27 protein-coding genes are annotated in these 24,590 nt (G+C 52.8%); 20 read left to right on the top strand and 7 right to left on the bottom strand.

Going from position 1 to position 24,590, the window contains the following annotated elements:
• Window positions 1-299: 299 nt before the first annotated feature.
• A complete protein-coding gene (locus tag WFP70_RS07865; protein WP_337023139.1) occupies window positions 300-1,742 on the bottom strand; it encodes a flagellin N-terminal helical domain-containing protein in 1,443 nt (480 codons plus the stop codon).
• A 267-nt stretch (window positions 1,743-2,009) separates the two neighbouring features.
• Here WFP70_RS07865 and fliD point away from each other — a divergent pair, with 267 nt between their 5' ends.
• From fliD to WFP70_RS07850, 3 genes are read left to right on the top strand one after another with little or no spacing between them, the layout of a single operon-like run.
• A complete protein-coding gene (fliD, locus tag WFP70_RS07860; protein ID WP_337023138.1) occupies window positions 2,010-3,515 on the top strand; it encodes a flagellar filament capping protein FliD in 1,506 nt (501 codons plus the stop codon).
• Between the two features lie 10 nt (window positions 3,516-3,525).
• A complete protein-coding gene (fliS, locus tag WFP70_RS07855) occupies window positions 3,526-3,927 on the top strand; it encodes a flagellar export chaperone FliS (RefSeq protein WP_034826350.1) in 402 nt (133 codons plus the stop codon).
• Window positions 3,917-4,216: a flagellar protein FliT gene (locus tag WFP70_RS07850; RefSeq protein ID WP_337023137.1), complete on the top strand. Its 300-nt coding sequence runs from the start codon at window positions 3,917-3,919 to the stop codon at window positions 4,214-4,216. Before fliS ends, WFP70_RS07850 begins: the two co-directional genes overlap by 11 nt.
• Before the next feature lie 35 nt (window positions 4,217-4,251).
• Here WFP70_RS07850 and WFP70_RS07845 read toward each other — a convergent pair whose 3' ends face one another.
• The 3 genes from WFP70_RS07845 to flgA all read right to left on the bottom strand — a co-directional run bounded on the left by WFP70_RS07845 (window position 4,252) and on the right by flgA (window position 5,738).
• Window positions 4,252-4,695, bottom strand: coding sequence for a flagella synthesis protein FlgN (locus WFP70_RS07845; RefSeq protein WP_337023136.1), 444 nt, complete (start codon window positions 4,693-4,695; stop codon window positions 4,252-4,254).
• A gap of 12 nt (window positions 4,696-4,707) precedes the next feature.
• The gene (locus WFP70_RS07840) at window positions 4,708-4,986 is read right to left on the bottom strand and encodes a flagellar biosynthesis anti-sigma factor FlgM (RefSeq protein ID WP_337023135.1); all 279 of its coding nucleotides are present in this window, start codon (window positions 4,984-4,986) and stop codon (window positions 4,708-4,710) included.
• 62 nt (window positions 4,987-5,048) lie between these two features.
• Window positions 5,049-5,738, bottom strand: a complete 690-nt coding sequence (gene flgA / locus WFP70_RS07835; RefSeq protein WP_337023134.1) for a flagellar basal body P-ring formation chaperone FlgA — start codon at window positions 5,736-5,738, stop codon at window positions 5,049-5,051.
• Between the two features lie 213 nt (window positions 5,739-5,951).
• Here flgA and flgB point away from each other — a divergent pair, with 213 nt between their 5' ends.
• From flgB to WFP70_RS07765, 14 genes are all read left to right on the top strand, one after another.
• A complete protein-coding gene (flgB, locus tag WFP70_RS07830; protein ID WP_283216445.1) occupies window positions 5,952-6,365 on the top strand; it encodes a flagellar basal body rod protein FlgB in 414 nt (137 codons plus the stop codon).
• A gap of 4 nt (window positions 6,366-6,369) precedes the next feature.
• Window positions 6,370-6,774: a flagellar basal body rod protein FlgC gene (gene flgC, locus WFP70_RS07825; RefSeq protein ID WP_097118258.1), complete on the top strand. Its 405-nt coding sequence runs from the start codon at window positions 6,370-6,372 to the stop codon at window positions 6,772-6,774.
• A gap of 12 nt (window positions 6,775-6,786) precedes the next feature.
• Window positions 6,787-7,467, top strand: a complete 681-nt coding sequence (locus WFP70_RS07820; RefSeq protein WP_337023133.1) for a flagellar hook assembly protein FlgD — start codon at window positions 6,787-6,789, stop codon at window positions 7,465-7,467.
• A gap of 66 nt (window positions 7,468-7,533) precedes the next feature.
• Window positions 7,534-9,114: a flagellar hook-associated protein FlgK gene (flgK, locus tag WFP70_RS07815; RefSeq protein ID WP_337023176.1), complete on the top strand. Its 1,581-nt coding sequence runs from the start codon at window positions 7,534-7,536 to the stop codon at window positions 9,112-9,114.
• Between the two features lie 11 nt (window positions 9,115-9,125).
• The gene (flgL, locus tag WFP70_RS07810) at window positions 9,126-10,022 is read left to right on the top strand and encodes a flagellar hook-associated protein FlgL (RefSeq protein WP_160833950.1); all 897 of its coding nucleotides are present in this window, start codon (window positions 9,126-9,128) and stop codon (window positions 10,020-10,022) included.
• Window positions 10,023-10,071: 49 nt separating this feature from the next.
• Entirely contained in the window at window positions 10,072-11,709 is a 1,638-nt protein-coding gene (locus WFP70_RS07805; RefSeq protein WP_337023132.1) for a methyl-accepting chemotaxis protein, read from the top strand.
• Window positions 11,710-11,829: 120 nt separating this feature from the next.
• Window positions 11,830-12,558: an RNA polymerase sigma factor FliA gene (gene fliA / locus WFP70_RS07800; RefSeq protein ID WP_097118404.1), complete on the top strand. Its 729-nt coding sequence runs from the start codon at window positions 11,830-11,832 to the stop codon at window positions 12,556-12,558.
• Window positions 12,559-12,869: 311 nt separating this feature from the next.
• Window positions 12,870-13,211 carry a flagellar transcriptional regulator FlhD gene (gene flhD / locus WFP70_RS07795; RefSeq protein ID WP_337023131.1) on the top strand — a complete coding sequence of 114 codons (342 nt, stop codon included), beginning with the start codon at window positions 12,870-12,872 and terminating at the stop codon, window positions 13,209-13,211.
• A 10-nt stretch (window positions 13,212-13,221) separates the two neighbouring features.
• On the top strand, window positions 13,222-13,800 hold the full coding sequence (gene flhC / locus WFP70_RS07790) for a flagellar transcriptional regulator FlhC (protein ID WP_097118268.1): 579 nt from the start codon (window positions 13,222-13,224) through the stop codon (window positions 13,798-13,800).
• A gap of 83 nt (window positions 13,801-13,883) precedes the next feature.
• Window positions 13,884-14,777, top strand: a complete 894-nt coding sequence (gene motA / locus WFP70_RS07785) for a flagellar motor stator protein MotA (RefSeq protein ID WP_337023130.1) — start codon at window positions 13,884-13,886, stop codon at window positions 14,775-14,777.
• Window positions 14,774-15,673 (top strand): flagellar motor protein MotB, encoded by a 900-nt coding sequence (motB, locus tag WFP70_RS07780; RefSeq protein ID WP_337023129.1) that lies wholly within the window; start codon window positions 14,774-14,776, stop codon window positions 15,671-15,673. The genes motA and motB overlap by 4 nt, the downstream gene beginning before the upstream one ends.
• Window positions 15,660-17,711 (top strand): chemotaxis protein CheA, encoded by a 2,052-nt coding sequence (gene cheA, locus WFP70_RS07775; protein WP_337023128.1) that lies wholly within the window; start codon window positions 15,660-15,662, stop codon window positions 17,709-17,711. Before motB ends, cheA begins: the two co-directional genes overlap by 14 nt.
• Window positions 17,708-18,202, top strand: a complete 495-nt coding sequence (locus WFP70_RS07770; RefSeq protein ID WP_160868530.1) for a chemotaxis protein CheW — start codon at window positions 17,708-17,710, stop codon at window positions 18,200-18,202. The genes cheA and WFP70_RS07770 overlap by 4 nt, the downstream gene beginning before the upstream one ends.
• Before the next feature lie 80 nt (window positions 18,203-18,282).
• Window positions 18,283-18,612, top strand: coding sequence for a DUF1493 family protein (locus tag WFP70_RS07765; protein WP_442956335.1), 330 nt, complete (start codon window positions 18,283-18,285; stop codon window positions 18,610-18,612).
• A gap of 40 nt (window positions 18,613-18,652) precedes the next feature.
• Here WFP70_RS07765 and WFP70_RS07760 read toward each other — a convergent pair whose 3' ends face one another.
• Together WFP70_RS07760 and WFP70_RS07755 are read right to left on the bottom strand one after the other, a co-directional pair.
• Window positions 18,653-19,150, bottom strand: coding sequence for a DUF4411 family protein (locus tag WFP70_RS07760; protein WP_337023127.1), 498 nt, complete (start codon window positions 19,148-19,150; stop codon window positions 18,653-18,655).
• On the bottom strand, window positions 19,147-20,292 hold the full coding sequence (locus WFP70_RS07755; protein ID WP_160833957.1) for a helix-turn-helix domain-containing protein: 1,146 nt from the start codon (window positions 20,290-20,292) through the stop codon (window positions 19,147-19,149). The genes WFP70_RS07760 and WFP70_RS07755 overlap by 4 nt, the downstream gene beginning before the upstream one ends.
• A gap of 387 nt (window positions 20,293-20,679) precedes the next feature.
• Here WFP70_RS07755 and WFP70_RS07750 point away from each other — a divergent pair, with 387 nt between their 5' ends.
• A complete protein-coding gene (locus tag WFP70_RS07750) occupies window positions 20,680-21,729 on the top strand; it encodes a DUF1176 domain-containing protein (RefSeq protein ID WP_337023126.1) in 1,050 nt (349 codons plus the stop codon).
• 140 nt (window positions 21,730-21,869) lie between these two features.
• Here the strand turns inward: WFP70_RS07750 and WFP70_RS07745 are convergent, their stop codons facing one another.
• The gene (locus WFP70_RS07745; RefSeq protein WP_058959408.1) at window positions 21,870-22,547 is read right to left on the bottom strand and encodes a YecA/YgfB family protein; all 678 of its coding nucleotides are present in this window, start codon (window positions 22,545-22,547) and stop codon (window positions 21,870-21,872) included.
• 208 nt (window positions 22,548-22,755) lie between these two features.
• Between WFP70_RS07745 and WFP70_RS07740 the strand changes: the two genes are divergently transcribed.
• Both WFP70_RS07740 and WFP70_RS07735 read left to right on the top strand, forming a co-directional pair.
• Window positions 22,756-23,772 carry an isopenicillin N synthase family dioxygenase gene (locus WFP70_RS07740; protein WP_337023125.1) on the top strand — a complete coding sequence of 339 codons (1,017 nt, stop codon included), beginning with the start codon at window positions 22,756-22,758 and terminating at the stop codon, window positions 23,770-23,772.
• Window positions 23,773-23,790: 18 nt separating this feature from the next.
• Window positions 23,791-24,573, top strand: a complete 783-nt coding sequence (locus tag WFP70_RS07735; protein ID WP_058959406.1) for a MetQ/NlpA family ABC transporter substrate-binding protein — start codon at window positions 23,791-23,793, stop codon at window positions 24,571-24,573.
• Window positions 24,574-24,590: the final 17 nt, after the last annotated feature.

Here is a 24,590-nt window from a genome sequence, read left to right as displayed (position 1 = left end):
CTAACCGAACCCATTTTTTGCGGCTAAAGAGTGCCAGATTTTCAGCGCTCTCCCGCGTTTATTTTCCCGAAAGCCACCCAAAACCCTCTTAATCATTAAGGTTATTTATTTGATCTAACCCGTAAGATTTATAGAGTTATTTTTTATCGATTATTAACAAGGCTAATGGCCGTTTCACGTTAGTTGTTCGGGTAAAAATGATTAGTATTTTTCATCAGAAAATTGCGGGCAGAAGCAAAAAAGCCCTCCACGGGGAGGGCGAAAATTGCACGCTGAATGCAATTAAGGAGAGGCACTAATTAACGCAGCAGGCTCAGCACGTTCTGAGGCACCTGATTTGCCTGCGACAGCACTGAAACACCCGCTTGCTGCAGGATGTTGGCGCGGCTCATGGCGGAGACTTCTACCGAGAAGTCCGCATCCTGAATACGCGAACGCGCTTCGCTGGTGTTGATGACGGTAGAGTTGAGGTTGGCAATGATCGAGCCAAAGCGGTTTTGAATCGCACCCAGATCCGAGCGGAAGCTGTTGACGTCGGTCATGGCGCTATCGAGACGATCCAGCAGATGGTTAGCGACCTTCTGCACTTCATGAGTATCACGCGCACTGGCATCAGCTACCGCGGTAGCGCCGCCTGCGGCATCATCCCAGGTAAAGGATTTCACTTCACCGTCTTTGTTGATGGCGAAGTAATTGCCGTTGTCGGCTTTGAAGATCTGCATCTCGGTATCCGCCATGTCGGCACCGAAGATGTCATTGGACATCTGATTCAGCGTGGCTTCATCAATCAGTTTGCTACCGATTTGCGCGCCGATGCCCTGACTTTTCAGGTTCTTCAGATCGCTTGGGCCATTCTTAAGAATGTCGAAGTCGAGCGTGGTGATTTTTTCTTTCACCGCAATAGTGTCAATTTCAGAAGGATCGCCAGGCGTGGCGTTCGCCTGGAAAGTGATATCCAACTCAACTGCGCTGCCTGGATTAGCACTGTCAGCAGCGAAGAAGCGCAGATTACCTTTGCTGTCTTCCATGGTCACCACTTCGGTATCGGCCACTGCACCGCCGACCAGTGCGGTAATCTTCGCGCGTTCAACATCGTTCAGTTCGAAGGGTTCAGCCATACCCGGAACGGCAAACTGCTCATCCACACCGCGCAGACTTCCCGCAGCAGTAAACTTCGAATCCATCGGCAGGCTGTCGATGATTTTCTCAAAGTCTTTAGCAAAGGTATCCAGACCCAGCGAACCCAGCGCCATTTTTGGCAGCTTAATATCAATGGTTTGACCGTCTTTATCACCGATCTGAATCGACAATTTTTCCTGCGATCCATCCAGCATTTTCACGCCGTTGAAGTTGGTGGATTCCGCGATACGGCCGATTTCATCCAGACGTGCGGTGATTTCTTTTTTGATCGACTCGCGGTCTTCTTTGGAGTTGGTGCCGTTCTTCGCCTGCACCGTCAGTTCACGAATACGTTGCAGGTTTTCATTCACTTCTTCCAGCGCGCCTTCAGTGGTTTGCGCCAGTGAAATGCCGTCATTGGCATTGCGCGTTGCCTGCGTTAAACCGCGCACCGATGAGGTGAAGCGGTTAGAGATGGCCATACCGGCGGCATCATCTTTGGCGCTGTTAATACGCAGTCCCGAAGAGAGGCGCTCAATCGCTGTTCCCAGTGAGTTCTGTGATTTGTTCAGGTTGTTTTGAGCCATCAGACTCAGTGCGTTGGTATTAATGACCTGGGCCATAATCGATATCCTTTTTCCAGTGAATGCTGCTTAAGCGTGGCAGCGGGAATATGCGTGAGAGGTGACGCATACCTTATTCATCGGGGCAGCCATCAGGTGCTGAAATAATTTTTTGTTTTTTCATGCAAAGGCAAAAAATCACGACAGGTTTGTCGCTATATCGAGACTTAAGACGATGGATGAAAATCATTGTGTAAATTATTAAGCGAAATCCTGCCGGCACCGATGGGAAGAGTTGATACCCTCGATGAATTAAGGAATTTAAAAATGACGACACCTATTTCAGGATTGGGCGGATCCGGTTTAGATATCCCCGCACTGATGGAGCAGATAAAAAATGGGGAGAGCAAGAAGCTGAATCCCTATTTAAATAAGCAGAGTAAATTTAACGGCCAGGTATCGTCATGGGGAAAAATATCCAATTCACTGGCCTCGTTAAAATCGAATCTGGATAAGCTGCAGAATGAAGGTTTTAACGGTGTCAGCATTGGCGATAATAAAGCTTTTAAAGCCACAGCCGGAAAAGGCGCGATTCCCGACAGCTATTCAGTGATTGTCGAAAAATTGGCAAAAGCACACAAAATTGGCTCGCCGGAGCAGGACAGTAACAGCGCACAGCTGGGGGATGGCTCGGCAACGCGCACTCTGACCATCACGCTGGGCAACGGTAAACCGCTGTTGGTGGAGCTGAAAGATGATGAAACCTCGCTGGCGCAAGTGGCGAAGAAGATCAATGCGCAGAATGGCGATGTCAGCGCCTCAGTGATGCCTGCCGAAGGCGGCAAGTTTCAGCTGGTGGTGACCTCGAAAAAAACCGGCAGTGACGGCCAAATCAAGATGGAAGTCAGCGGAGATAGCCAGCTGGCCGGTGTACTCAACTACGATCCCAAAGCCGCCAATGTGCCGGGAGATCCGGGTTACGATCCAACGCGCATGAAGCAGATCAGCGCTGCGCAAAATGCACTGATGAAAATCGATGGCATCACGGTGGAGCGCAGTTCAAACACCATCAGCGATGCGATTGAAGGCATTACTTTTGAGCTGCGTGAAGTCTCGGAAAAAGATCCGGACGATCCCGGTCAGTTTAAGCCTGAAACGCTGTCAGTGACGGCGGATACTTCAAAGGTGAAAAGCCTGATTGAGGAGTTCATCAATAATTACAACAGTTTCCTCAGTACTTCCGCCAGCGCCAGCACCTATAAGCCACCGGAAAAAAATTCCGATGAGCAGAACAAGCAAAATGGCCCACTGTTCAGCGATGGCACCTTACGCCGTCTGAACAGCCAGATGAAATCGGCTGCCGGCGGCAACTATGGTGAGTCGAGCGAGTTGTATCACTCGCTAGCCAGTATCGGTATCACCGTGAAGTTCGAGGAGTTAAAGCCCGGCGAAGATCGCACCGCGACGCTGGGCACGCTGAGTATCGACAGTAAAAAGCTGGATGCCGCGTTGAAAGAGCACCCGAAAGAGGTGGAAGCGCTGTTCCTTGGTAAAGACGGTGCGCAGGGCATCAAGGACCAGATGGGCGAGGTGTTCAAAAGTTATCTGGGCGATAACGAGTCGATCCCCAAAACGGAAGGCACCATCGCTTCGACTGTTAAAGGGCTTAAAGATCAAGAAGCGCGGGTTGCGAAGCAGATCGAGCGCATGGAACAGCGCATCGAAGAGAGCCTGAAGCGCCAGCAGAAAGAGTTTATGCGTCTGGATAAAGCGATGACGGATATGCAGGCAATGAGCAATCAGTTGCAGGGTGCGCTGGCAGGATTAGGCTGAGGAACGGGCGATGTACGGTCAAACCGGTAACCGCGCCTATTCTGCGGTTTCATTAGAGAGCCAGGTAAGCGGCGCAACACCGCACCAGCTGATCGCGCTGTTGTTCGAAGGCGCGATCAATGCCATGCGCCGCGCTGAGATCTATTTTCAAACCGGCAATGTTGCCCGGCGAGGCGAGATGATCTCACGTGCGATTAACATCATTGATAACGGTTTGCGTGCCGGGCTTGATCATCAGGTGGGCGGGCAGATCGCCGCCGATCTGGAGCGGTTGTATGAGTATGTGTCGCGCAATTTGCTGTTGGCGAGCGTCAATCAATCGGCTGAGTCGTTGCCGCAACTGATTACGTTGATGGTGGAGATGTCCGACACCTGGAAAGCCATCGATCCGCAGGTGAAATATGCCCAGTGACGTGAAGGAGCAGATTCAAGCCTTGTTGGTACTGAACCAGCGGCTGATTGCACTAGCGCATCAGGACGGGTGGGAGGCGTTTAGCGAGGAGATTGTGGAGTATACACAGCGGATGAAAGCGCTGTGTGCGTGTGATTTCAGTCAGGCGGATGCAGCGTGTTTAGCGCAGTTACTGGCGGAGGCTGCGCAGTTGATGCAGTGCATTCCGGCTCGTCTGGCAATGCTGCAAAGTGAGATCGCCGCGCTGCGTAAATCCCGACACTCTGCTCGTGCTTATGCGGTGTCGTAGGACATGGGTGCTGGCGCGAGCCCGCACCCAGCCCCCTAAACACTGATATCGTATTTCCTACCCACCACAGCTGGGCCAGACTCCCCGCCAGACCCGTATAGCGTATGATGATGCCCCAGCTGATCCACCACCTTCTGCACCCGCTGGGTTTTCTCCAGATGATGTTGTAAACGTGACTCAACTTCACTATTCAAAGCCTTACTGCGACGGACGCGTTCGGTGATTTGCTGCCAGCACACAAACAACTGCACGCGATGCGGATAGGGCGCGGCAATGGCTAAGCGTGTCTCCTGCTGGATCCGCATCTCATCGTGATGCTGCAAGGTCGCAAGTAACTGACTCTTGCTGTCGGTGAGCACCTGCAGCGCCACAGGGTTAATCTGGGGGCGATCAAGCTGGTTCGCCTCGGCCACCATAATGGCATCCAGCTCCTCCAGCGTGCTTTTCATCTGAAGCAGTGTTGTATGCAGTGTCTCCATCACTTAAACACCTCACTGTTGTGGCGAGATAAGGGAGTGCACCATGCCGCGCGCGATCTCTTCTACGGCAATCGGCAAATCACCGGCTTCCAGTGTGGTGCGCAATTCGACAACGCGTGCGACATTCACATCGCGACTATCATCCGTCTGGAGTTGCTTCATCACACTGCTCAGGCTCACGGTGCTTTGACGCTCCGCATCCGGGCGGGCGCGGAGTGATTGTGGTGTGGAGCGGGCAGGTAGCTCATGCGTGCCCGCAATGGGTGAAACAGGTTGGGTTCGGTCAATCATGGGATCCTCGAAAGTAATAGGTTGTATTGCCTTTACATCGGGGATCGCTGAAAAATCTAAAATTATTGTGTTAGCGGGATAATGACTAAACCGCCGGCGCTGACAAGCCCGCTTAGCGTCTGTCCATTGCGCATCTGCACTCGCAACGTGTCGTTTTCCGCCGCATGATGCAGCGCCTTGCCCTGACTGCGCACACGAAATCCCTCGCCGAGTGTGATTACCTCCACCGTCTGACCGGCACGCAATAACCTCGGCTGGCGCAATCGCTGAGATAACAGCGGCTTGCCCGCTTCAACGTCACGTATCAGGCGCTGGCCGAGGATATCGCGCTGCTGAAAGATCAAACCCGCAGGTTGCCCGGCCAGATCGCCACGCTGCGCCACGATATCGCCCGCTTGCAGCACATGTCCGGCAGGCAAAGACGTTCGTGCTGCCCACCAGCGTCCCTGAGCGTGAATACGGATGGCTAAAAAGTGCTTACGCGCACCACAGCGTGCGACCAGCGTGCGCCTGCCCGCCAGACGCGAATCTTTACCCGCCAGACTCAATACGGGCGCATCGCACAGGGCTGCCAGCTGTTCTGATGTCGCAAGCAGCGTTGCGCTGCGTACAATCTCACCCTGGTTATCGGGGAGTTTTAATAACGCATCCAGCTTAGGCTGCAAGCGCTGCTCAGCCGGGATGCTGGCTTGCGCCGACGCGGAAAGGGCTACGAGAAATAAAATGATCGGGCGTAAAACATCATGTCTCATCAGGATGCCTTTTATATCGTCATCCCCGTTATGATAAATGGAATAATGAATATTCAAACGAGCTAAATAATCTCGTTTATGAAGGTAATTAACCGGGTATGTATTTAACAGAGTAATAGCCTCTATTTCTGTGCACTCTTCACAGTGTGATATTTCATTATTCCTGATTAGACTGCTGATGTTTGGATAACGTGAGGCAGGATCTCCCTTATTATGAACACTAAACTCGATGAGGCGTTTCGCTTTCAACAGCATGCGCTCAATATACTCTCTCGCCGTCAGGACGTGCTGGCGGCCAATATTGCCAATGCGGATACGCCGGGCTACCTGGCACGGGATATCGATTTCTCTCAACAGTTAAAAAGTGCCATGGCATCTCCTGCTGCTGGTAAATCAGCGGTGTCTTTGTCATTAACCGCAGACCGTCATATCGCGGCGCAATCGACAAATTTCAATGACGATAGCCTGTTATATCGCATTCCCGATCAGCCCAGTGCCGATGGTAATAGCGTCGATATGGATCGCGAGCGCGTTAATTTTGCAGATAACGCCCTGAAATACCAATCCAGCCTCACTTTTCTTGGGGCGGATATAAAGAAAATGATGACCGTGCTGAGTCAGGGGTAAATAAATGGCGTTATTTAGCGTATTTGATATTGCCGGTTCGGCGATGGCGGCGCAATCGCAGCGGCTCAACGTTAGCGCCAGCAATATGGCCAATGCCGACAGTGTGGCGGGTCCCGATCAGCAGCCTTATCGCGCCCGCCAGGTGTTGTTTCGTGTTGATGCCGCGCCGGGCAGTGAGATCGGCGGCGTCAGGGTCAGTGAGGTGGTGGAGAGCAGTGCACCCGAACGTCTGGAGTATCAGCCGGGCCATCCGCTTGCAGATCCGCAGGGCTATGTGCGCATGCCCAACGTCAATGTGGTGCACGAGATGGTCAACACGCTCTCGGCCTCACGCAGCTATCAAGCCAACGTCGAAGTGATGAACTCCGCCAAAGCGCTGATGCAGAAAACGCTCACTCTCGGCCAATAAGGAAGTGCAACCGTGATACCTCAGGTCAATAACAACAATGGCAGCGGCGACGGATCGGGCAGCAGTGCAGGCGATCTCAGCGCCAGCTTTCTGAAACTGCTGGTGGCGCAGATGCAAAACCAGGATCCCACCAATCCGATGGACAACAATCAGCTCACCTCGCAGCTGGCGCAGTTCTCTACGGCGGCGGGCGTCGAAAAACTCAATAGCTCAGTGGCGGATGTGCAGGCGTTGATGGCGCAACTGGGCGGCATGGGGACCGCCGCATGGGTCGGCCGCAGCATTCTGATTGAGGGCGACCCGAAAGTAACATTTGGCGGTAGCGAAGAGAAGGGCACAGGGGCGAACGACACCTTTAGCTTCCTGCTGGGTGGCGAAGCCGAAACGGTCACCGTCACGCTCACCGATGCCGAAGGCAACAGCTACACCGCACAGCTGAAGAACGTGAAGGCGGGCGTGAAGACCTTCACCCTCGACGATTTACAAAACTTCCAGCCGGAACCCGGCCCGCCGCAGGATCGGGAATACACCCTGAGCTTTGACGCGAAAAACCCTGACGGCGAGCCGCCAAAAATCTCCGGGTTGATTCAGGAACAGGTTCAAGGCGTCACCATTACGCCGGACGGCGCGGTACTGCACCTGCTCGACCACGATCCCATCCGTATCGGCGATGTGGTGGTGATCCAAAAATAGTACCTCACATACTCTCTGGGAAATCATTATGAGCTTTTCACAAGGTCTTAGCGGCCTCAGGCGGCCCTGAGTGTGGTGGGCAGTAATCTGACTAACGGCATGTCCGACAACTACAGCCGCCGCAATATTTTGATTGGTGAATCAGGCGGCATGAACACCTCGCTGGGCTTTTTTGGTTACGGTGCCCAGGTGAATGGCGTCGATCGCGCTTATGACGCATTTGCCAATTCACAACTGCGCGGCTCTATCAGCAACTGGGCCGGGCTGAAAGGGCGACAGGAGCAACTGTCTGAAATCGACAACATGCTCGGCGACGAATCCGACAACGTCTCGGTTTCACTTAACAATCTGTTCAAGGCCATGGCCACGCTGAGCGGTGATGCTTCTGATGGGCCAGCGCGTTCCGCACTATTTAGTGCGCTGGGTGTATTAACGCAGCGCTTTAACGACAGCGGTAAAAAACTCACTGGGCTGGAGAAAAGCACCAACACGCATATTGAGCAGAGCGTGAAGGACATCAACAGCTCCAGCGACCAGTTAGCCAATATCAATAAACAGCTGGAGCGAGTGCAGGCGCAGGGCGGTAATCCCCCCGCTGATCTGCTGGACCAACGCGATGGCTTGCTGGAAAAGCTCAGCGAACAGCTGGGTGTAGAGGTCACTGAAGACAAAGCCTCGGGGCGCGTGGATGTGACTCTGCCTGATGGGCGCCCCCTTATCGCCGGCGACCGCGCCTATAAGTTACAAACCTCGCCGTCCGCCAACGATCCCAATAAAACCGTGGTCTCCTATGTGGGTCACAATGGCAAGCCTGAGCCCCTGAATGAAACAAGCGTCACCAAAGGCCGTCTCGCCGGATTATTTAAATTCCGTAATGAAGATCTGGCGGTGGCACGCAATGAGCTGAATCAGATCGCTTTTATGATGGCGAGCCGCTTAAACGAGCAGCACCATGCGGGCTTTGATGCGGACGGCAATCCCGGTCAGGATCTGTTCTCGCTGCCGGAGATCAAAGCCCTCGCTAATAGCCAAAACACCGGCAGTGGCCGGCTCGATTCCATCCGCGTTACCGACTACAAAGCGGTGAATGCCGAAGATTATAACGTCAGCTTTGATGGCACAGACTGGCATGTCACCGGTGCGGATGGTCGCACAGTTCCGGCGACGGTGACGGGCGGCGTGCTGTCATTTGACGGCGTGGAAATCGATCTGCCTGCTGGCGTGAATGCGGGCGACAGCTTCAGCCTCAATCCGATGGCCAGTGCTGCTGAAGGGATTGGCCGTGCCCTGGACAGCGCCAGCAAATTTGCCGCCTCTGATGATCCTGCTGGCGGCAGTTCCAATAACAAAAATCTGGAACTGATGCTGAAAATTCAGGATGAAAAACTGATCGGCAAAAATACGCTCACCGATGCCTATACCCAACTGGTTGGCACCATCGGCTCCAATGCGCGCGCGGTTAATTCCGGACTGGAATCGGCCAAAATAGATCTCGATGACAAATTCAACACCAAACAGTCGCTGAGCGGCGTGGATATGAATGAAGAGATGGTGAATATGCAGATGTTTATGCAGTACTACCAGGCCAACAGTCAAATATTGCAAACCGCCACCACGTTATTTGACACGCTGCTATCGATTAAATAAAGGAGTCAGCGATGCGATTAAGCACTTTATATATGTTCAAACAGAATGCGGAAAGTATGTCGCAGCGTGTGAGTGAGAATAACAATATTTACTTGCGCCTCTCGGCAGGTAAATCACTGTTACGCGCATCAGACGATCCGCAAGGTGCCACCGATGCGGTAAAAAACCAGGACGCGCTGGCAAAACTGGAGTTGTACCGCAGCGTGCGATCCGGCGCGCGCAGTGCCATGGAGCACGAGGAGAGTATTCTCAGCAGCGTAGGCAGTATCATCACTACCAGCCTGACGGAGAAAATCATCGCGGCGAAAAGCGATACCTATTCCGCAGAAGACCGCGCTGCGCTGGGAAAAGAGTTATCCGGCATTCGCGGCACCTTATTTGATCTTGCTAATACGCGCGACAGTCAGGGACGCTATATTTTCTCAGGTTATCATAGTGATACTGCACCCTTTGATGCGGCAGGCAACTATCAGGGCGGTAGCGAAGCGCGCCAGCAAACCGTAGCAGATGGCACTGGCATGTCGGTTAGCCGACTGGGCGATGCGGTATTTGGTGACATCTTTGCCGATCTGGATAAGGCGGTGGCGGAGTTGAGCCGTGATCCTATCGACAGAGACGAACTGGAGAAAGCCCTGAGCGCCGCCAGCCAGGCGGTCGACAAAGGCATGGATCGATTGGGCAAAGCGCAGGCTGAACTGGGCACCCATCTGCAGCAACTTGATAGCCTCGATTTAAGCGGTGAGAGTTTGATCAATGACACCATCGTCAAAGTACAAAATGCGATTGGCGCAGATTACGGCACCATGACATCGCTAATTATGGATTCGAAGATGTCTGAATATGCGTTAAATGCGTCGATGATGGTATTTCAGTCGATGCAAAAAATGAACTTGTTCAATAAACTCTAAATTTACCCTTCTGTTTTTAACATCATCGTGTAGCGCGAGAGTGAACCCTATGTTTAATAAAATAAGAATCTATACTGCGGTCAGCTTGATTGTCGTGTTGTTTGCTGTCGTCCTCTTTTCTACCGTCACCTTTTCGTTATTTAACGCTTATTCCAATAACGAGAACTTTAATAAAATACAGATCGCTTCGTACAGCAATAATCAGATGCGCGATGCTGCCTATAACATCAGTGCAGCACTGGCTAACACCAACGGCATTATGCTGCTGCAGGCGCAGGGAGAAACGGCCTCGCCAACGCTGCTGCAAACCACGGCGCTGATCCTGAAAAGCGCTGAAGAAGATATGCAGCAGTTTATGAGCTCACCGTTCAACAGCGAAGAGGAAACCAAAGTCGCCGAAGAGGTGAACACCGCTTTTAAAGCGGTGTATGACGTGGTGCAGATTAAACTGGATCAGCTCCAGCGCCAGGAGAGTTATCGCGGTTCACTGGAAAGTGAACTGGGGTTGCGCACCACATTGAATCAACGCATTGAGGGCTATAACCAGATTAACTTCAAGCAGAATCAGGAGTATGTCAGCCATGCGGCGAGCAATTACCGCACCATGCTGGTGATTGGGATCAGTGTTACCGTTCTGGCGGCACTCTTACTGATTAGTGTGCGTATCTGGCTGCGCAAGACGCTGGTGCGTCGTATGGAAGGCACGGTTGAGGTGCTGAAACGCGTGGCGGCAGGTGATTTGAGCCGCCGCGTCGAGATCGGCAGCGCCAATGAAATCGGCACTATGCTGAGCGAATTGGAACAAATGCGCGTGTCGCTGACCGGCACCATTCTCAGTATTCGTGAGAGTGTGCAGCACATTCATACCAATGCGCAGGAAATTGCCCAGGGCAACAGCGATCTATCTGCGCGTACCGAGGAGCAGGCAGCCTCGTTGCAGCAGACCGCCGCCAGTATGGAGGAGATCAAAACCACGGTGCGGCAGAATGCCGACAACGCCCACACCGCGCGCCAGCTGGCGGTTAGTGCCAGCGACAATGCGCAGCAGGGCGGCAATGTGATGCAAAGTCTGGAGCAGATCATGGCGCAGATCACCGTCAGCTCGCGCCAAATCGCCGATATCAACGGCGTGATTGACAGCATTGCTAATCAAACCAATATCCTGGCGCTGAATGCCGCAGTCGAAGCGGCACGCGCCGGTGAACAGGGACGTGGTTTCGCGGTGGTGGCTGAAGAGGTGCGTAACCTCGCCAGGCGCAGCGCTGATGCAGCCAAAGAGATCAATCAGCTGATCCACACCTGCGTCAGCAATATGGATACGGGATCGCGCCAGGTGAACCAGGCCAGCGTCGTGATGCAGGATATCGTCAGCTCGGTGGCGCAGGTGACGCAGATTATGGGGGAAATTACCTCAGCGTCAGATGAGCAGAGCACCGGTATCAACCAGATTTCGCAGGCGGTAAACGAAATGGATCTGGTGACTCAACAGAACGCGGCGATGGTGGAAGAAGCCGCGATGGCGGCTGGTGGATTAGAAGCGCAGTCCGACGCGCTGGAGAAGCTGGTGGCACAGTTTGTGTTAACTTATGAAGGCTCCGCACAACCGGCTCGTTTGGTCAATAAAGTGAATAACCGCCATCAGGATCTGATATCGGAAAAAGAGAATACGCAGTGGGAATCGTTCTAACGTATTACCCATTAGTGAAATAAAGAGATTAAATAGCCCAGGTACTAAGAGCTTATTGCGCTATATAAATAATAACGCTCAGCTGATAATTAATAACAAGACTATCAGATGGGTGGCAATATGGATAGGTTATATAACGCATCCGGTCTGAATGATAAAAACGAACTGTGGCTAACCTACCATTATCTGGTGCGGCAGGAAGTGTTACGCCTGCAAAAAAGATTACCGGCTAGCGTCGAGTTCGATGATCTCATTCAGGCCGGTGCGATAGGATTTATTGCTGCGGTTGACAGTTATGACGCGAAGAAAGGTGTCACGCTCAGCGCCTGGATTACACAACGCGTGCGCTGGGCTTTAATCGATGAATTGCGAGAACGTGATTGGGTGCCGCGTCGGGTCAGAACCCATTCGCGTGAGATATCTGCGGTTATCCAGATAATTGAACAGGAGCAGGGCGCCAGTGCCAGTGAAAGAGATATTGCCGAACGAATGGGCGTATCGCTGCGGGATTTTCAACAGATGCTGGCAGATAATAACAACAGCCAACTTTTTTCCATGGATGAATTGCAAGAGCATTATGCCGATCTTTGGGAACAAGCTGATGAAGAACATGCCTTGCTGAACCCCCTGCATCACTCTATTCAGGAGGATTTGATTGAGCGTATTGCTGACTACGTACGTTATATTCCTGAGCGGGAGCAGCGCATCTTACAGTTTTATTATCACTATGATCTCAATATGCGCGAGATTGCTTTACTTCTCGACATTACGGAAACACGAGTGAGTCAACTTCACAGTCTGGCAATAAAACGTTTGCGTAGTCGAATGGATTATGATGGAGCAATCTAAAGTGATGCAGCACCTGCAAAGTTGTAAAAGGACATCATCGATAATTAATAACAATTAATAATGTTATTATCTTTATTAATCATGTGGTTAGTTGGGTTTTTTATGTGAGGGTTTTCTGACGTGTTGTTACGGAAATTTCTGATGGCTATCATTTTTTCATTGCTGGATGCGGCTCAATCGTCGGCTGTTGGGATGATCGATAGTCACAAAAATGTTCACCCTACGACCACACGATTATCAGCATCACATGGGGAATGGATATTCCTCTCTTAATGACCTCTGCTTTGCACGATAAATATAAGGTGTTATCAATGTCTGACTTTGATGAGTATCTTCAGCATATCCACGATATGAATTTATCTTACCTTCTACTGGCGCAACAATTAATTCGACAGGATAAATTTGCGGCAGGTTTTCGCCTTGGATTATCGGAGTCTACCACTGATAATTTGAAGGCGCTGACGTTACCCCAATTGATGAAGCTGGCCTCGACCAATCAATTAATTTGCCGCTTACGCATTGATGATGAAGTCTTGATTGAGAATCTCACGAAAGAATCGCGGATTGAGGCTCTGCAGAAAATTCACACCGGCATTATCTTGTCGACGGATTTGCTTAATTCACTTAATAAAGAACCTATGGCTGTGGATTAAGGGGGCGAGAATGAGTGAAAGAAATTTATTGCAGGAAGTGCATGACGTTCAAATCGCCATGGAGTTGATCTCTCTCGGAGCACGTATGCAGGTTTTAGAATCTGAGACATCTCTAAGTCGACGACGACTATTACGCTTGTATAAGGAGTTACGTGGATGCCCACCACCGAAAGGCATGTTGCCTTTCTCCGAAGACTGGTTTATGTCGTGGGAACAGAATATTCACTCGTCGATGTTTTATAACATCTACCTGTATTTGAAAGTGACGGAAAAAGGTCCGCCGATTAACGTGTTGATGAAAACGTATCGGCTCTATCTGGAACAGTGTTACGGTCAGAGTCATGAAGAGCCCATATTAGGTCTGACGCGCGCCTGGACGTTAGTTCGCTTTATTGAGTGCGGCATTATTTCCCGTAAAGCGTGCCGGATCTGTCAGGGGGGATATGTGGTGATCACCGAGAACATCAAGAAACCCTTTACCTGCAGTTTGTGCAGCCCACCCTCACGCGCCAGTAAAAAATCTCAGGTTGACCACGTTAATCAACGGCACATTCAGGCCGCCGCCGCTTTTATGCCGGTCATTGCCTGAGGCGCTAGCCCTATTTCAGTGACAAGAAAGTCATACGCCCGTGGCCAGTCTGGCGCGGGCTATCAATAATACAAGGAGCAATCGTGTTAGTTATTTTTGGCTATCTTGTTGTTATATCAACAGTATTTGGCGGATTTATGCTGGCTGGCGGTCAAATGGCCGCGCTGTTTCAACCTATCGAACTGCTGATCATTGGTGGCGCGGGTATGGGTGCCTTTCTGGTGGGCAACAATATTAAGTCGCTGAAGGCCACGGGCAAAGCGTTGGTAAAGCTGTTTGTTGGCCGCAGCTACAGCAAAGCGATTTACATGGATTTGATGGCTTTGCTGTTCCTCTTGCTGTCGAAGAGCCGCATGCAAGGGTTGATGTCACTGGAGAAGGACATTGAAGAGCCGGAAAGCAGTGAGATCTTCAGCGCCTATCCGCGCCTGCTACACGACCCCATGCTAAAAAATTTCGTGCTGGATTATTTTCGCCTGATGATCGCCGGCAGCATGAATGCGCATGAAATCGAAGCGCTGATGGATGAGGAAATTGAAACCTGCGAAGAGGAACTGGAAGTGCCGGCCAACAGCATGAACACGCTGGGAGATGGCTTTCCCGCTTTCGGAATCGTAGCGGCGGTGATGGGGGTGGTGAATGCGCTGGCCGCCGCCGATCGACCGGCCTCCGAGCTGGGCGTGCTGATCGCCCACGCCATGGTCGGCACCTTCCTTGGCATCCTGCTGGCGTACGGTTTTGTATTGCCGCTCGCCACGCTACTACGACAGAAGAGCAGCGATCAGGTCAAAATTTTGCAGTGCATCAAAGTCACGCTGCTCTCCAGCCTAAATGGCTATGCGCCGCAGATTGCGGTGGAATTTGGTCGCAAAACCATCTTCACCAGCGAACGCCCCTCCTTTGAAGAGCTGGAAGAGCACGTGCGTAGCGTGAAATCGAACGCCAGCAAAATGAAGCCGTCGGACGCCAGCGCATGAAGGACGGCAGCCCGGTCATCATCGTTCGCCGCCGTAAAAAGCATAAACATGCGCATCATGGGGGGACGTGGAAAATCGCTTATGCCGATTTCATCACCGCGATGATGGCGTTCTTTTTAGTGATGTGGCTACTGTCGCAGTCCACCGCGCAGCAACGCGAAATGATTGCCGATTACTTTCGCACCCCGTTAAAAACCACGCTGGCGCAGGGCAACAAAGCCAGCCTCAGCGACAGCGTCATTCCCGGCGGCGGGGACGATCTGATTAAACAGCAGGGCGAAGTCTATAAAAGCAGCCTGGATGCGTTGAAGCGCCAGATGGAGAGCCTGAAGCGGGCAAAACAGAAACTGCAGCAGATGATTGCCACCGATCCCCGACTGAATAATTTCCAGTCAAATCTGCTGCTGACGCTCACGCAAGATGGTCTGCTGATTCAGATTACCGATTCGCAACAGCGCCCGATGTTTAAGCTGGGCAGCGAGCAGCCCGAACCCTACATGTTGGGCATTCTGGAGGCGTTGGTGCCGCTGCTCAACGAGTTGCCGAATGCGATCAGTTTGACCGGCCACACCGATTCGCTGCCCTACGCGGGCGGTGTCAGTGGATACAGCAACTGGGAACTGTCAGCGGGACGTTCCAACGCCACGCGACGCGTGCTGACCCATAGCGGATTGGCGGATGCACGTTTTCTGCGGGTGATTGGCACTGCCAGCCGTATGCCGCTGGAAGAAAGTAGACCAGAGGATCCGCGTAATCGCCGCATCAGCATACTTGTCCTCAGCCACATGAAAGAGCAGGAGATCCAGATGGAAAATACCCTCGCGCAGCACCCTGATGCCCTATTGCAGGATGCTTCCATTCAGCCTGTTGAAGGACACTCCGATGGAATTGAATGATTTTTCGCAGATATTTTTCAGTGAAGCTGAAGAGTTGCTGGCAGAGATGGAACTGCACCTGTTGCAGCTGGATATTGCCGCGCCCGATATTGAGCAGCTCAATGCCATCTTTCGCGCCGCGCACTCGCTGAAGGGCGGGGCGGGTACCTTTGGTTTTGATGCGCTGCAGAAAACCACCCATCTGCTGGAAAACCTGCTGGATGAGGCGCGCAGCGGTGAACGCAGGCTTAACCGGGCAACGGTTCAGCTGTTGCTGGAGAGCAAAGACATCATGCAAAACCAGCTTGCCGCGTACCGCGCGTCTCAGCCGCCCGATGAGGCGCGCTTTCAATACATCTGCGAAGCCCTGCGGCAGATTGCGCTTGAGGCTGCCGAGCCAGCTGCGATAGCAGGTGATGCCGCTGAAGCTGAATTATGCATTACGCTGAGTGATATCGAAGAAGGCGAACAAACGCTGCTCAGACAAGAGCTGGAAAACCTCGGGTCGCTGCGCCACCAGGAGCAGACGTCGAAAAGCCTGAAAGTGGTGCTCGCCACCGCTACGCCAGCCGACGATATTCGTGCGGTGCTTGGTTTTGTGCTGAATGACACGCAGATCGCTATTGAACCGGTGGTCGCCGTACCTGCTGCCCCCACATTGACTGCGGAACCCGAGCCCACGGCTTCCGAATTGGCTGCACCTTCTGCGCCGACATCTACGGTGCCGCTTACTGCTCCGCCGCCAACCGCGTCCCCGGGCACTTCTACAGCTCCGGTGCCAGCCACTTCTACGGCCACGTCTATACCCCCGGCACCCACGCCTTCCACCGCGCCGCGTGCGGCCAGCCAGGAATCCAGCAGCATTCGTGTTGCCGTTAGCAAAGTCGATCAAATCATTAATCAGGTCGGCGAGCTGATCATCACCCAGGCAATGCTGTCTCAGCTCACCCAAACATTGGATAACGCCAATCATGACGCGTTGCTCAACTGCGTGGCGCAAATGGAGCGCAACACGCGTGAACTGCAAGAGTCGGTGATGTCGATTCGTATGATGCCGATGGACTACGTTTTTAGCCGTTTTCCTCGTCTGGTGCACGATCTCGGTTCGCGTCTCGACAAAGAGATTGAGCTGACGCTGAAAGGCGGTTCCGCCGAGCTGGATAAAAGCCTGATTGAACGCATTATCGATCCGCTGACTCACCTGGTGCGCAATAGTCTCGACCACGGCATTGAAGCCAAAGCACAGCGCATTGCCCAGGGCAAACCGGGCACCGGCAATCTGACGCTCTCCGCTGAACATCACGGCGGCAATATCGTGATCGAAGTAACGGATGATGGCGCGGGCTTGAACAGGGAAAAAATTCTCGCCAAAGCGCGCTCGCAGGGCATGAGCATTAGCGACACGCTCAGCGATGACGAAGTGTGGATGCTCATCTTCGCCGCCGGATTCTCCACCGCAGAAAGTGTCACCGATGTCTCCGGGCGCGGCGTGGGTATGGATGTGGTGCGGCGAAATATTCTGGCGATGGGCGGCCATGTGGAGGTGCAATCGCGGCAGGGAAAGGGCACCACAGTGCGCATCCTGTTGCCGCTGACGCTGGCGATCCTCGACGGCATGTTGGTCAGGGTAGCCGAGGAGATTTATGTGTTGCCGCTGGGTGCGGTGATGGAATCGCTGATGCCGCAGGAGGAGATGCTGTACCGCTATGTGGGTGACGAACGTTTGCTGCAGGTGCGTGGCGAGTATTTACCGCTGGTGATGCTGCGTCAGCGTTTTTCGGTAAGCGGGCAAGCCCCGAGTGATAACGGCATCGTGGTGATTGTGCAGAGCGCCGGCTGTCGCTACGCGCTGTGGGTCGATCAGCTGATTGGCCAGCAGCAGGTGGTAGTGAAAAACCTCGAACAAAACTATCGCAAAGTGACCGGCGTATCTGCTGCCACCATTCTCGGTGATGGCAGCGTGGCGCTGATTCTGGATGTGGTTGAGCTGGCAACCTTAGCGCATCCACAGGAAAACGCTGACCGTCTGCGTGTCAGCCAACAGGAGGTAGCAGCATGACATTATCGAAAGCGCTTCAGAGTGATACGGCAGCGCAGGAGTATCTGATTTTTCGTCTCGGCGATGAAGAGTACGGCATCGATATTCTCAAAGTGCAGGAGATCCGTGGCTGCGACCGGGCGACGCGCGTGCCCAATGCGCCGGACTTTCTCACCGGTGTGACCAACCTGCGCGGTGTCATCGTGCCGATTGTAGATTTGCGCGTGCGGTTCAGCCTCCAGGTGGTTCACCAGAATGAGAACACCGTCGTGATTGTGCTGAATCTCAGCGACCGCATTGTCGGTATTGTCGTGGATGGCGTGGTGGACGTGCTGTCACTGGATCACGAGCAGATCAAACCCACGCCAGATGTCTCGGCAGCGCTTTCCAGTCGTTATTTGTTGGGTCTGGGTGTGGTGGATAATCGTATGATGATTTTGGTGAATATTGAGAAACTGCTAAGCCGTGAAGAGTTGGATGCCATGGATGCTGTGACCGATGCGTTTGCGTAGCGGCACCGCGCTATCTTTTACGCTACCAGGCGGATGAGATTGCATGGCAGAATAGCCGCTCGTTAAACAGGAGGTGGATCATGACCGACGAAATCGACCAGCGTATCTACGAATTAGTGCGTCGCTACGACGGCGTCTATCTGTTTAAACAAAAAACGCTGACGCCACAGATCGATATCGATACCGATCTTAACTTCGAGCGCGAAGAAGCGCAGGCATTAATGGACGAGTTCTTCAGCGAATTCGCGGTGGATCGCGGCGGATTTATGATTGATACCTACTATCCGGACGAACCGTCACTGGCGCAGATCCTGAATCCCTTCAATAAGCGAGAAGTCCCGGTGGTGCCGGACTTTACCCTGGGTATGCTGATTGAATCCGCCAAAGCAGGGCGTTGGCTGTATGAGTAATACCAACGCCGCGCGATCACTTCACGTGCAGTTGCGGTTATTAATCGTGCCGTTCCAGCACGAAACGCGCGTTGAGCTTTCTTAAAAACTCAAATGTGGTCATGCAAGGAACACCAAATTGGCGGCAGATATTGGGCACTTTCACTTTGCGTGCGTTGGCAGGCAGAGGAAGTTCATGCGTGATAACGGTAGCCCCGATGCTTTTACTTTTTGCGATGATCCATGGGTCAGCTTTTGCCAGAAATAAATCGCGTGACCCTGGATTGAAATCGGCTTTCATTACACCTTCCACTATTTGCTGAAAAATCAGCTGGGTATCATGATCATCATTAGCAATGAAATTTGCAGGCCTCGCTTTTACCCAGTCTGATAGCTCATCATTTCCGTCTCGTAATTCGCGGGCGATCATGTCTACGCTGCCGACAATGTTGAATGCAAACTGTCTATCCAGCCATTCCCAATAGCCGGGGCAAATATCCATTCCGTAATAAAAGTTTTTCGCCATGATATAAGTGCTTGCATCCAGCAAATATTTCAAAGCCCCATCTCCTCTGCAAATTTTGATAGCCTGGAAGGCTGCATACCATCCAGCAAATCGCTGGCTTCACGTAATAACATTTGACCACTCAGTGCCTGGCTTAAGACAGCACGAGAAAAAGAGGGGCTTATTTGTGCCTTCTTCGTTCTGAAATAACTGGGACCGCCGCTATCATTTTTACTGCGCTGTTGATGGGCAAGTTTCTGCTCTTGGATAAATTGCTGATAATCCTCATGGGAAATCAACTGAAGTGTCAAAGCTCTGCGGGCGATGACCCAACAACTGACATGAAAATGCCCTTCCAGCGGGGCAAGATTTTCGCGCCAGTTTTCCTTATAGGTATTCCATAAAGAGAGGAATTCACTCGCCGGAACCAGGAATTCGGCAGCAACGGCATTGCACAGGATTTCTTCCTGTCTGTGAGTTGATGTGCCTCCATCAGAAACACCGGATTGTCCAATCCAGATATGACCAAGCTCATGAATTAACGTAAATAGTCGAGCGCCGGGTGTATCTGCATGATTTATGAAAATAATGGGAGCAAAATCATCCGCAATGGCGAATCCTCTAAACTCATCCACGTTGAAAGGACGCGTATGATGATTGAGATAAGGCGCTCGCATTACCAGAATACCGAGATCTTCGATACGCTTTATCAATTCATTGTAATAGCTCTCCCAGGTACCGCGTGTTGGGTGCGCCGGTAGATTAAGCTTGTGGCGCATATCCTCAACTATCGCGTTAGCTGAACTGCCGACGGTAAAACGCCCACTAATATTGGGTGCCGCAATTAACTGTTGCTGTAAGTACTCTCTGTACCATTCCTGGCGCATCAGCATAACTTTCAGCAGGTCGATCAATTCAGCACTTGGGCGCAGTGGCCCTTTGCTGCCAATTGTGCGCAAGTCTGGGATGGGCAGTTGTTCTTCGGGAGGATGGGGCAGGAAAAGGTAGCCAAAGGGAACATGTACTTTGCCAGCAAACGCCATTGCCTGATTGAATGTTAAGGGTTGCTGGCCACTTTCCCATTCCTGTAGACGTTCCAGGCTGATGCCGCACTTTTGTGCCAATTTATCCAGGGTAAAACCTGCCCGTTCGCGGGACCAACTGAGCATGGCAGGATTAATATTGGCAATTGTCATAAGGCATCGGGCGTTCAATGAATGTGATGAGAGTATGTGCGCAAGCTTTGAGTCGTTCAATACCTGACCAAATAACGCGTTCCACTCAAGCCAATGTGGCTCATTACGTGAAACGTTAACGCCGATGTTTCCAACAACCCAGCGGTCATGCCACTTCAGACTCCTTTTCTGCTCTAATATCAGCGCGCCAGTTGCCGTTCACTTATTAAAAAAATCTATTAAAAAAAGAGGAAATAGTGAGTTTTATTTTCTTGCGGGGCATCCGATTCACTGGTGTGGCGTCATTATCACGCAGGATCATGGAAAACCTATCAGCGCAAAAAATTCACTTCTCCCGCGCACTAAAAATCATCACACTAGCCACCTTTACCGTTATGGAGTGATGGCATGAAAACCCGATTGCTGCTGGCGTTCGCGCTGCTCACCAGTTTGAGCGCGCCCTTACTGGCAGATGAAGATGGCGTCTCCTTCAGCCATAAAGACTGGGAACTCGCCTGCGACAATACCTTAACCTGCCGCGCTGCGGGTTACAGCGCTGAAGAGGGCGCGGGTGGTTCAGTCCTGCTCACACGTGAGGGCGGGCCCAATGCACCGACCCATGGACGCGTGGTGCTGGCCGATACTGGCGATGATGACTCCAGGCAAGTGGATGCACTGGCGCTGTGGATTGATGATCACGCGCAGGGCGAGGTCACCAAAGCCGAGAACGATGAGTGGACGCTGACCGATGCGCAAACGCTGGCGCTGATTAATGCCATCAAAGGCAGTAGCAAAGTGGAGTTTCGCGGCGGCGAAGAGCCGTTCGAGCTTTCCAGCAATGGTGCCTTTGCCACGCTGCTGAAGATGGACGATGCACAGGGTCGTCTGAGTACGCCTGGCGCGCTGGTGCGCAAGGGCAATAAGCCTGAAAACAGTGTTCCAGCGGCGGTCGCAATGCCGGTGATTCAGCAGGTCAAAGTTGAGAAAGCCGCGCCTCGTCCGTTGAGTGCGGATGAACTGGCGTTGCTCAAGCCGAAGCTGATTGCTTCGCTGACCGATGACGACAGCTGCGATAATCTGGACCCTACGGATGATCAACCTGAAGAGGGCGCTGAGCCGCTCACGTTAACGCCAGTGGATGATACGCATGTGCTGATTGCCGCGCTGTGCTGGCGCGGTGCCTATAACGAAGGCTATGGCTATTGGCTAATGGATCGTGCGTTGCAGGGTAAACCTCAACTGATCACCGATTCCGGTTCAGATTACAGCGAAGGCATGATTTCCGAGGCACAGAAAGGGCGCGGCATTGGCGACTGCTGGAGTACAGCGGCCTGGGTATGGGATGGCAAGGATTTCGTGCAGAGCAGTGATGCTACCACCGGCATGTGTCGTGCGATTCGCGCTGGCGGTGCATGGCAATTGCCGACCCTGGTCACTGCGGTGAAGCCCGCCTCTTAATGCGTTGGGAGATTTTGCGAAAAGCCAGCACGTGGGCCTCATGGCCGTACACGACCTAAGTTGGGTTCAGTGAAGTTGCAGCATTGAAAGTAGATTGAGGAGAGGGGCGCGACCTGGCGCCCTCTTACGTTGATGTGGCGTTATTTACCGCAACACTGTTTGTACTTTTTGCCGCTGCCGCACGGGCAGGGATCGTTACGGCCGGTTTTCTCGCCCGCGAAGTGTGGCAATTGGGGTTCCGGATCGGGCTGTGCCATGCGCTGTTCCTGCCAGTATTCATGCAACTCCAGCGCCGCCGGGCGAATGGCGTCAATGCTGGCCTCAAACTCCTCTGGCGAGAACGCTTCACGCTTTGCCAATTGCGCTTCACTGCCGTGCAGCGTGATGGCGGCCATCGCCGGGTGCAGGCTCTCTGGCAGTTGATCCCAATCTTGATCTAACGCTACGCCGCGCAGATAGCCATAACACCAGTCTTCCACTACGGTGAACTCCTGACCTTCCATCTCCTGCATGCCAAACAGCGGGTCAAACTGATCCGGGAACTCCGCCAGACGTTCGGCAATGTCGTTAAAGTGCTGGAAAATCAGCGCCATAAAGCGATCCATTTCACGCTCGTTGGACCATTTTGGAATGTGCTTCTTGTCACCCCACATCGCCACCAGCCACTCGCTCGGTTCGATATCGTTCGGGCCGGAGAGCAGAGCCGTCAGCATGCCATCCAGCTCGGAAGTATCCACCACCGACTGTTCATTGCCGTATTTCTCCAGCATATCTTCCAGCCAGTTCAGTTCTTTCTCGGTTAACGGGCCTTGGTTCATACGGCATCTCCTGTGCGGTGCGGGTAGGCAAAATTTTGACGGCGCGATTATAGCGGTAAGCGGCACGTATTTACCGCTTTTTGCATATCGATTGCTGAAGCTTTCCTAAAAATCATTCGCCATAACATATTGCGCAACAGTATTGGCTGGAATGGAACGCCAGTGGCAGCGTAAACGCAGAACTTTACTGCGTTAAGGACCGAATTTTATGGCAGAAACATTGCCGGTGCTGGATTTGGCACTGCTGGAACTCCCGGTTGCTGACCAGTCGCCTTATCTCGCCGAACTGCGCACCACGGCGCGCGATGTCGGTTTTTTCTACCTGATCAATCATGGCATCAATCCACAGTTGCTGCAGAACGTGCAAAGCATCACCCAGGCGTTTTTTGCCCTGCCGGATGAGGAGAAGCAGCGTGTCTCGATGATCCACTCACCGCATTTCCGCGGCTACAACCGGGCTGGCGTGGAATATACCCGTGAGCAACGCGACCAGCGTGAGCAGTTTGATATTGGCGCGGAACGTGTGGCGTTAGCGTTACAAGCGGGCGATCCCGCCTGGAAGCGTCTGCAGGGGCCAAATCTATGGCCAGAGGCGCTGCCGCAACTCAGGCCAGTGATCCACGCCTGGCAGCAGGCGATGACCGGGATTGCACTGCGCCTGTTGCGTGCGTTTGCCAAATCGTTGTCGCTGCCGCCAGATGCATTTGATGCACTGTACGGCACGCATCCCAACGAGCATGTGAAACTGATTCGTTATCCCGGCCAGGCCAGCGATGCCAGCCAGCAGGGCGTCGGCGCGCACAAAGATTCAGGGTTCCTGACGTTTCTGCTACAGGATGAGCAGCCCGGCTTACAGGTTGAAGTGACGCCGGGTCACTGGGTGGATGCATTGCCGAAACCGGGCGCATTTGTGGTGAATATCGGCGAATTGCTGGAGATTGCGACCAATGGTTATCTGCGAGCCACGGTTCACCGTGTGGTATCGCCACCTGCACGCAAAGAGCGTGTTTCCATCGCCTTTTTCCTCGGTGCACAGCTGGATGCCGAAGTGCCGATTTATCAATTACCGCCACAGCTGGCGGCAGAAGCGCACGGGCCGACCAGCGATCCCACCAATCCCTTGCTGCGTGAAGTGGGCTGGAACTATCTCAAAGGGCGTTTGCGATCGCATCGCGACGTGGCAGCGCGTTACTACGCCGACGCCCAGAACACCGTTCAATCATAATAAAAGTAAGGAAAGCACATGACTAAAAAGGTGATAGCAACCCTGGCACTGCTCTCGGTATTCAGCACTTATGCTTCGGCAGCTGCCTTGCGTGTGGCGGCCGATCCGGTGCCGCATAGCGAAATCCTCAACCACATCAAACAAACCGATAAAAAGCTCGATCTGAAGGTGATTGAGCTCAACGGCAATCTCAACGCCAATGAACTGTTAGCGCGCGGCGATGTGGATGCAAACTACTTCCAGCATGTGCCTTATTTGCGCGATCAGGAAAAAGCGTTGGGTGAGAAATTTGCAGTGGTGGCGACGGTGCATATTGAGCCGTTGGGTATTTACTCGCATAAAGTTAAATCCCTGAAAGATCTGCCTGATGGCGCGCAGGTCGCGGTGCCCAATAATGTCACGAACCTCAGCCGTGCGCTGTATCTGCTGCAGGATAGCGGTCTGATTAAGCTCAAGGGCAGCAACGCCAGTTCACTGGTGACGACGGCAGACATCAGTGACAATCCGCATCACCTCAAGATCATTGAAATCGAAGCGCCACAGCTGCCGCGTGCACTGGATGATGCGCAACTGGCGATCATTAACGGTAACTACGCGTTGCAGGCGGGGTTAGTGCCATCGAAAGATGCGCTGGCGCTGGAGCAGGCAAAAGATAATCCGTATGCGAACGTGCTGGTGACGACGCCAAAACTGGCCCATGATCCGCGGATTCTCGAATTAGCCAAAGATCTGGAGTCAAAGCAAACTGCTGAATTTATCAACCAGCACTATCAAGGTTCGGTGATTCCGGTCAACCCATAATCCCCTCTCGCCACCTG

Source organism: Pantoea sp. USMM079 (assembly GCF_037153115.1).
GTDB lineage: Bacteria > Pseudomonadota > Gammaproteobacteria > Enterobacterales > Enterobacteriaceae > Pantoea > Pantoea communis.
The sequence above is the reverse complement of the archived record's forward strand: the minus strand, read 5'-3'. Positions and strand labels throughout refer to the sequence as shown.

Coding starts and splice junctions, on each gene's coding strand:
- WFP70_RS07865 (WP_337023139.1), bottom strand. CDS start 1,742: ATGGCCCAGGTCATTAATACCAACGCACTGAGTCTGATGGCTCAAAAC.
- fliD (WP_337023138.1), top strand. CDS start 2,010: ATGACGACACCTATTTCAGGATTGGGCGGATCCGGTTTAGATATCCCC.
- fliS (WP_034826350.1), top strand. CDS start 3,526: ATGTACGGTCAAACCGGTAACCGCGCCTATTCTGCGGTTTCATTAGAG.
- WFP70_RS07850 (WP_337023137.1), top strand. CDS start 3,917: ATGCCCAGTGACGTGAAGGAGCAGATTCAAGCCTTGTTGGTACTGAAC.
- WFP70_RS07845 (WP_337023136.1), bottom strand. CDS start 4,695: ATGGAGACACTGCATACAACACTGCTTCAGATGAAAAGCACGCTGGAG.
- WFP70_RS07840 (WP_337023135.1), bottom strand. CDS start 4,986: ATGATTGACCGAACCCAACCTGTTTCACCCATTGCGGGCACGCATGAG.
- flgA (WP_337023134.1), bottom strand. CDS start 5,738: ATGAGACATGATGTTTTACGCCCGATCATTTTATTTCTCGTAGCCCTT.
- flgB (WP_283216445.1), top strand. CDS start 5,952: ATGAACACTAAACTCGATGAGGCGTTTCGCTTTCAACAGCATGCGCTC.
- flgC (WP_097118258.1), top strand. CDS start 6,370: ATGGCGTTATTTAGCGTATTTGATATTGCCGGTTCGGCGATGGCGGCG.
- flgL (WP_160833950.1), top strand. CDS start 9,126: ATGCGATTAAGCACTTTATATATGTTCAAACAGAATGCGGAAAGTATG.
- WFP70_RS07805 (WP_337023132.1), top strand. CDS start 10,072: ATGTTTAATAAAATAAGAATCTATACTGCGGTCAGCTTGATTGTCGTG.
- fliA (WP_097118404.1), top strand. CDS start 11,830: ATGGATAGGTTATATAACGCATCCGGTCTGAATGATAAAAACGAACTG.
- flhD (WP_337023131.1), top strand. CDS start 12,870: ATGTCTGACTTTGATGAGTATCTTCAGCATATCCACGATATGAATTTA.
- flhC (WP_097118268.1), top strand. CDS start 13,222: ATGAGTGAAAGAAATTTATTGCAGGAAGTGCATGACGTTCAAATCGCC.
- motB (WP_337023129.1), top strand. CDS start 14,774: ATGAAGGACGGCAGCCCGGTCATCATCGTTCGCCGCCGTAAAAAGCAT.
- cheA (WP_337023128.1), top strand. CDS start 15,660: ATGGAATTGAATGATTTTTCGCAGATATTTTTCAGTGAAGCTGAAGAG.
- WFP70_RS07770 (WP_160868530.1), top strand. CDS start 17,708: ATGACATTATCGAAAGCGCTTCAGAGTGATACGGCAGCGCAGGAGTAT.
- WFP70_RS07765 (WP_442956335.1), top strand. CDS start 18,283: ATGACCGACGAAATCGACCAGCGTATCTACGAATTAGTGCGTCGCTAC.
- WFP70_RS07755 (WP_160833957.1), bottom strand. CDS start 20,292: ATGACAATTGCCAATATTAATCCTGCCATGCTCAGTTGGTCCCGCGAA.
- WFP70_RS07750 (WP_337023126.1), top strand. CDS start 20,680: ATGAAAACCCGATTGCTGCTGGCGTTCGCGCTGCTCACCAGTTTGAGC.
- WFP70_RS07745 (WP_058959408.1), bottom strand. CDS start 22,547: ATGAACCAAGGCCCGTTAACCGAGAAAGAACTGAACTGGCTGGAAGAT.
- WFP70_RS07740 (WP_337023125.1), top strand. CDS start 22,756: ATGGCAGAAACATTGCCGGTGCTGGATTTGGCACTGCTGGAACTCCCG.
- WFP70_RS07735 (WP_058959406.1), top strand. CDS start 23,791: ATGACTAAAAAGGTGATAGCAACCCTGGCACTGCTCTCGGTATTCAGC.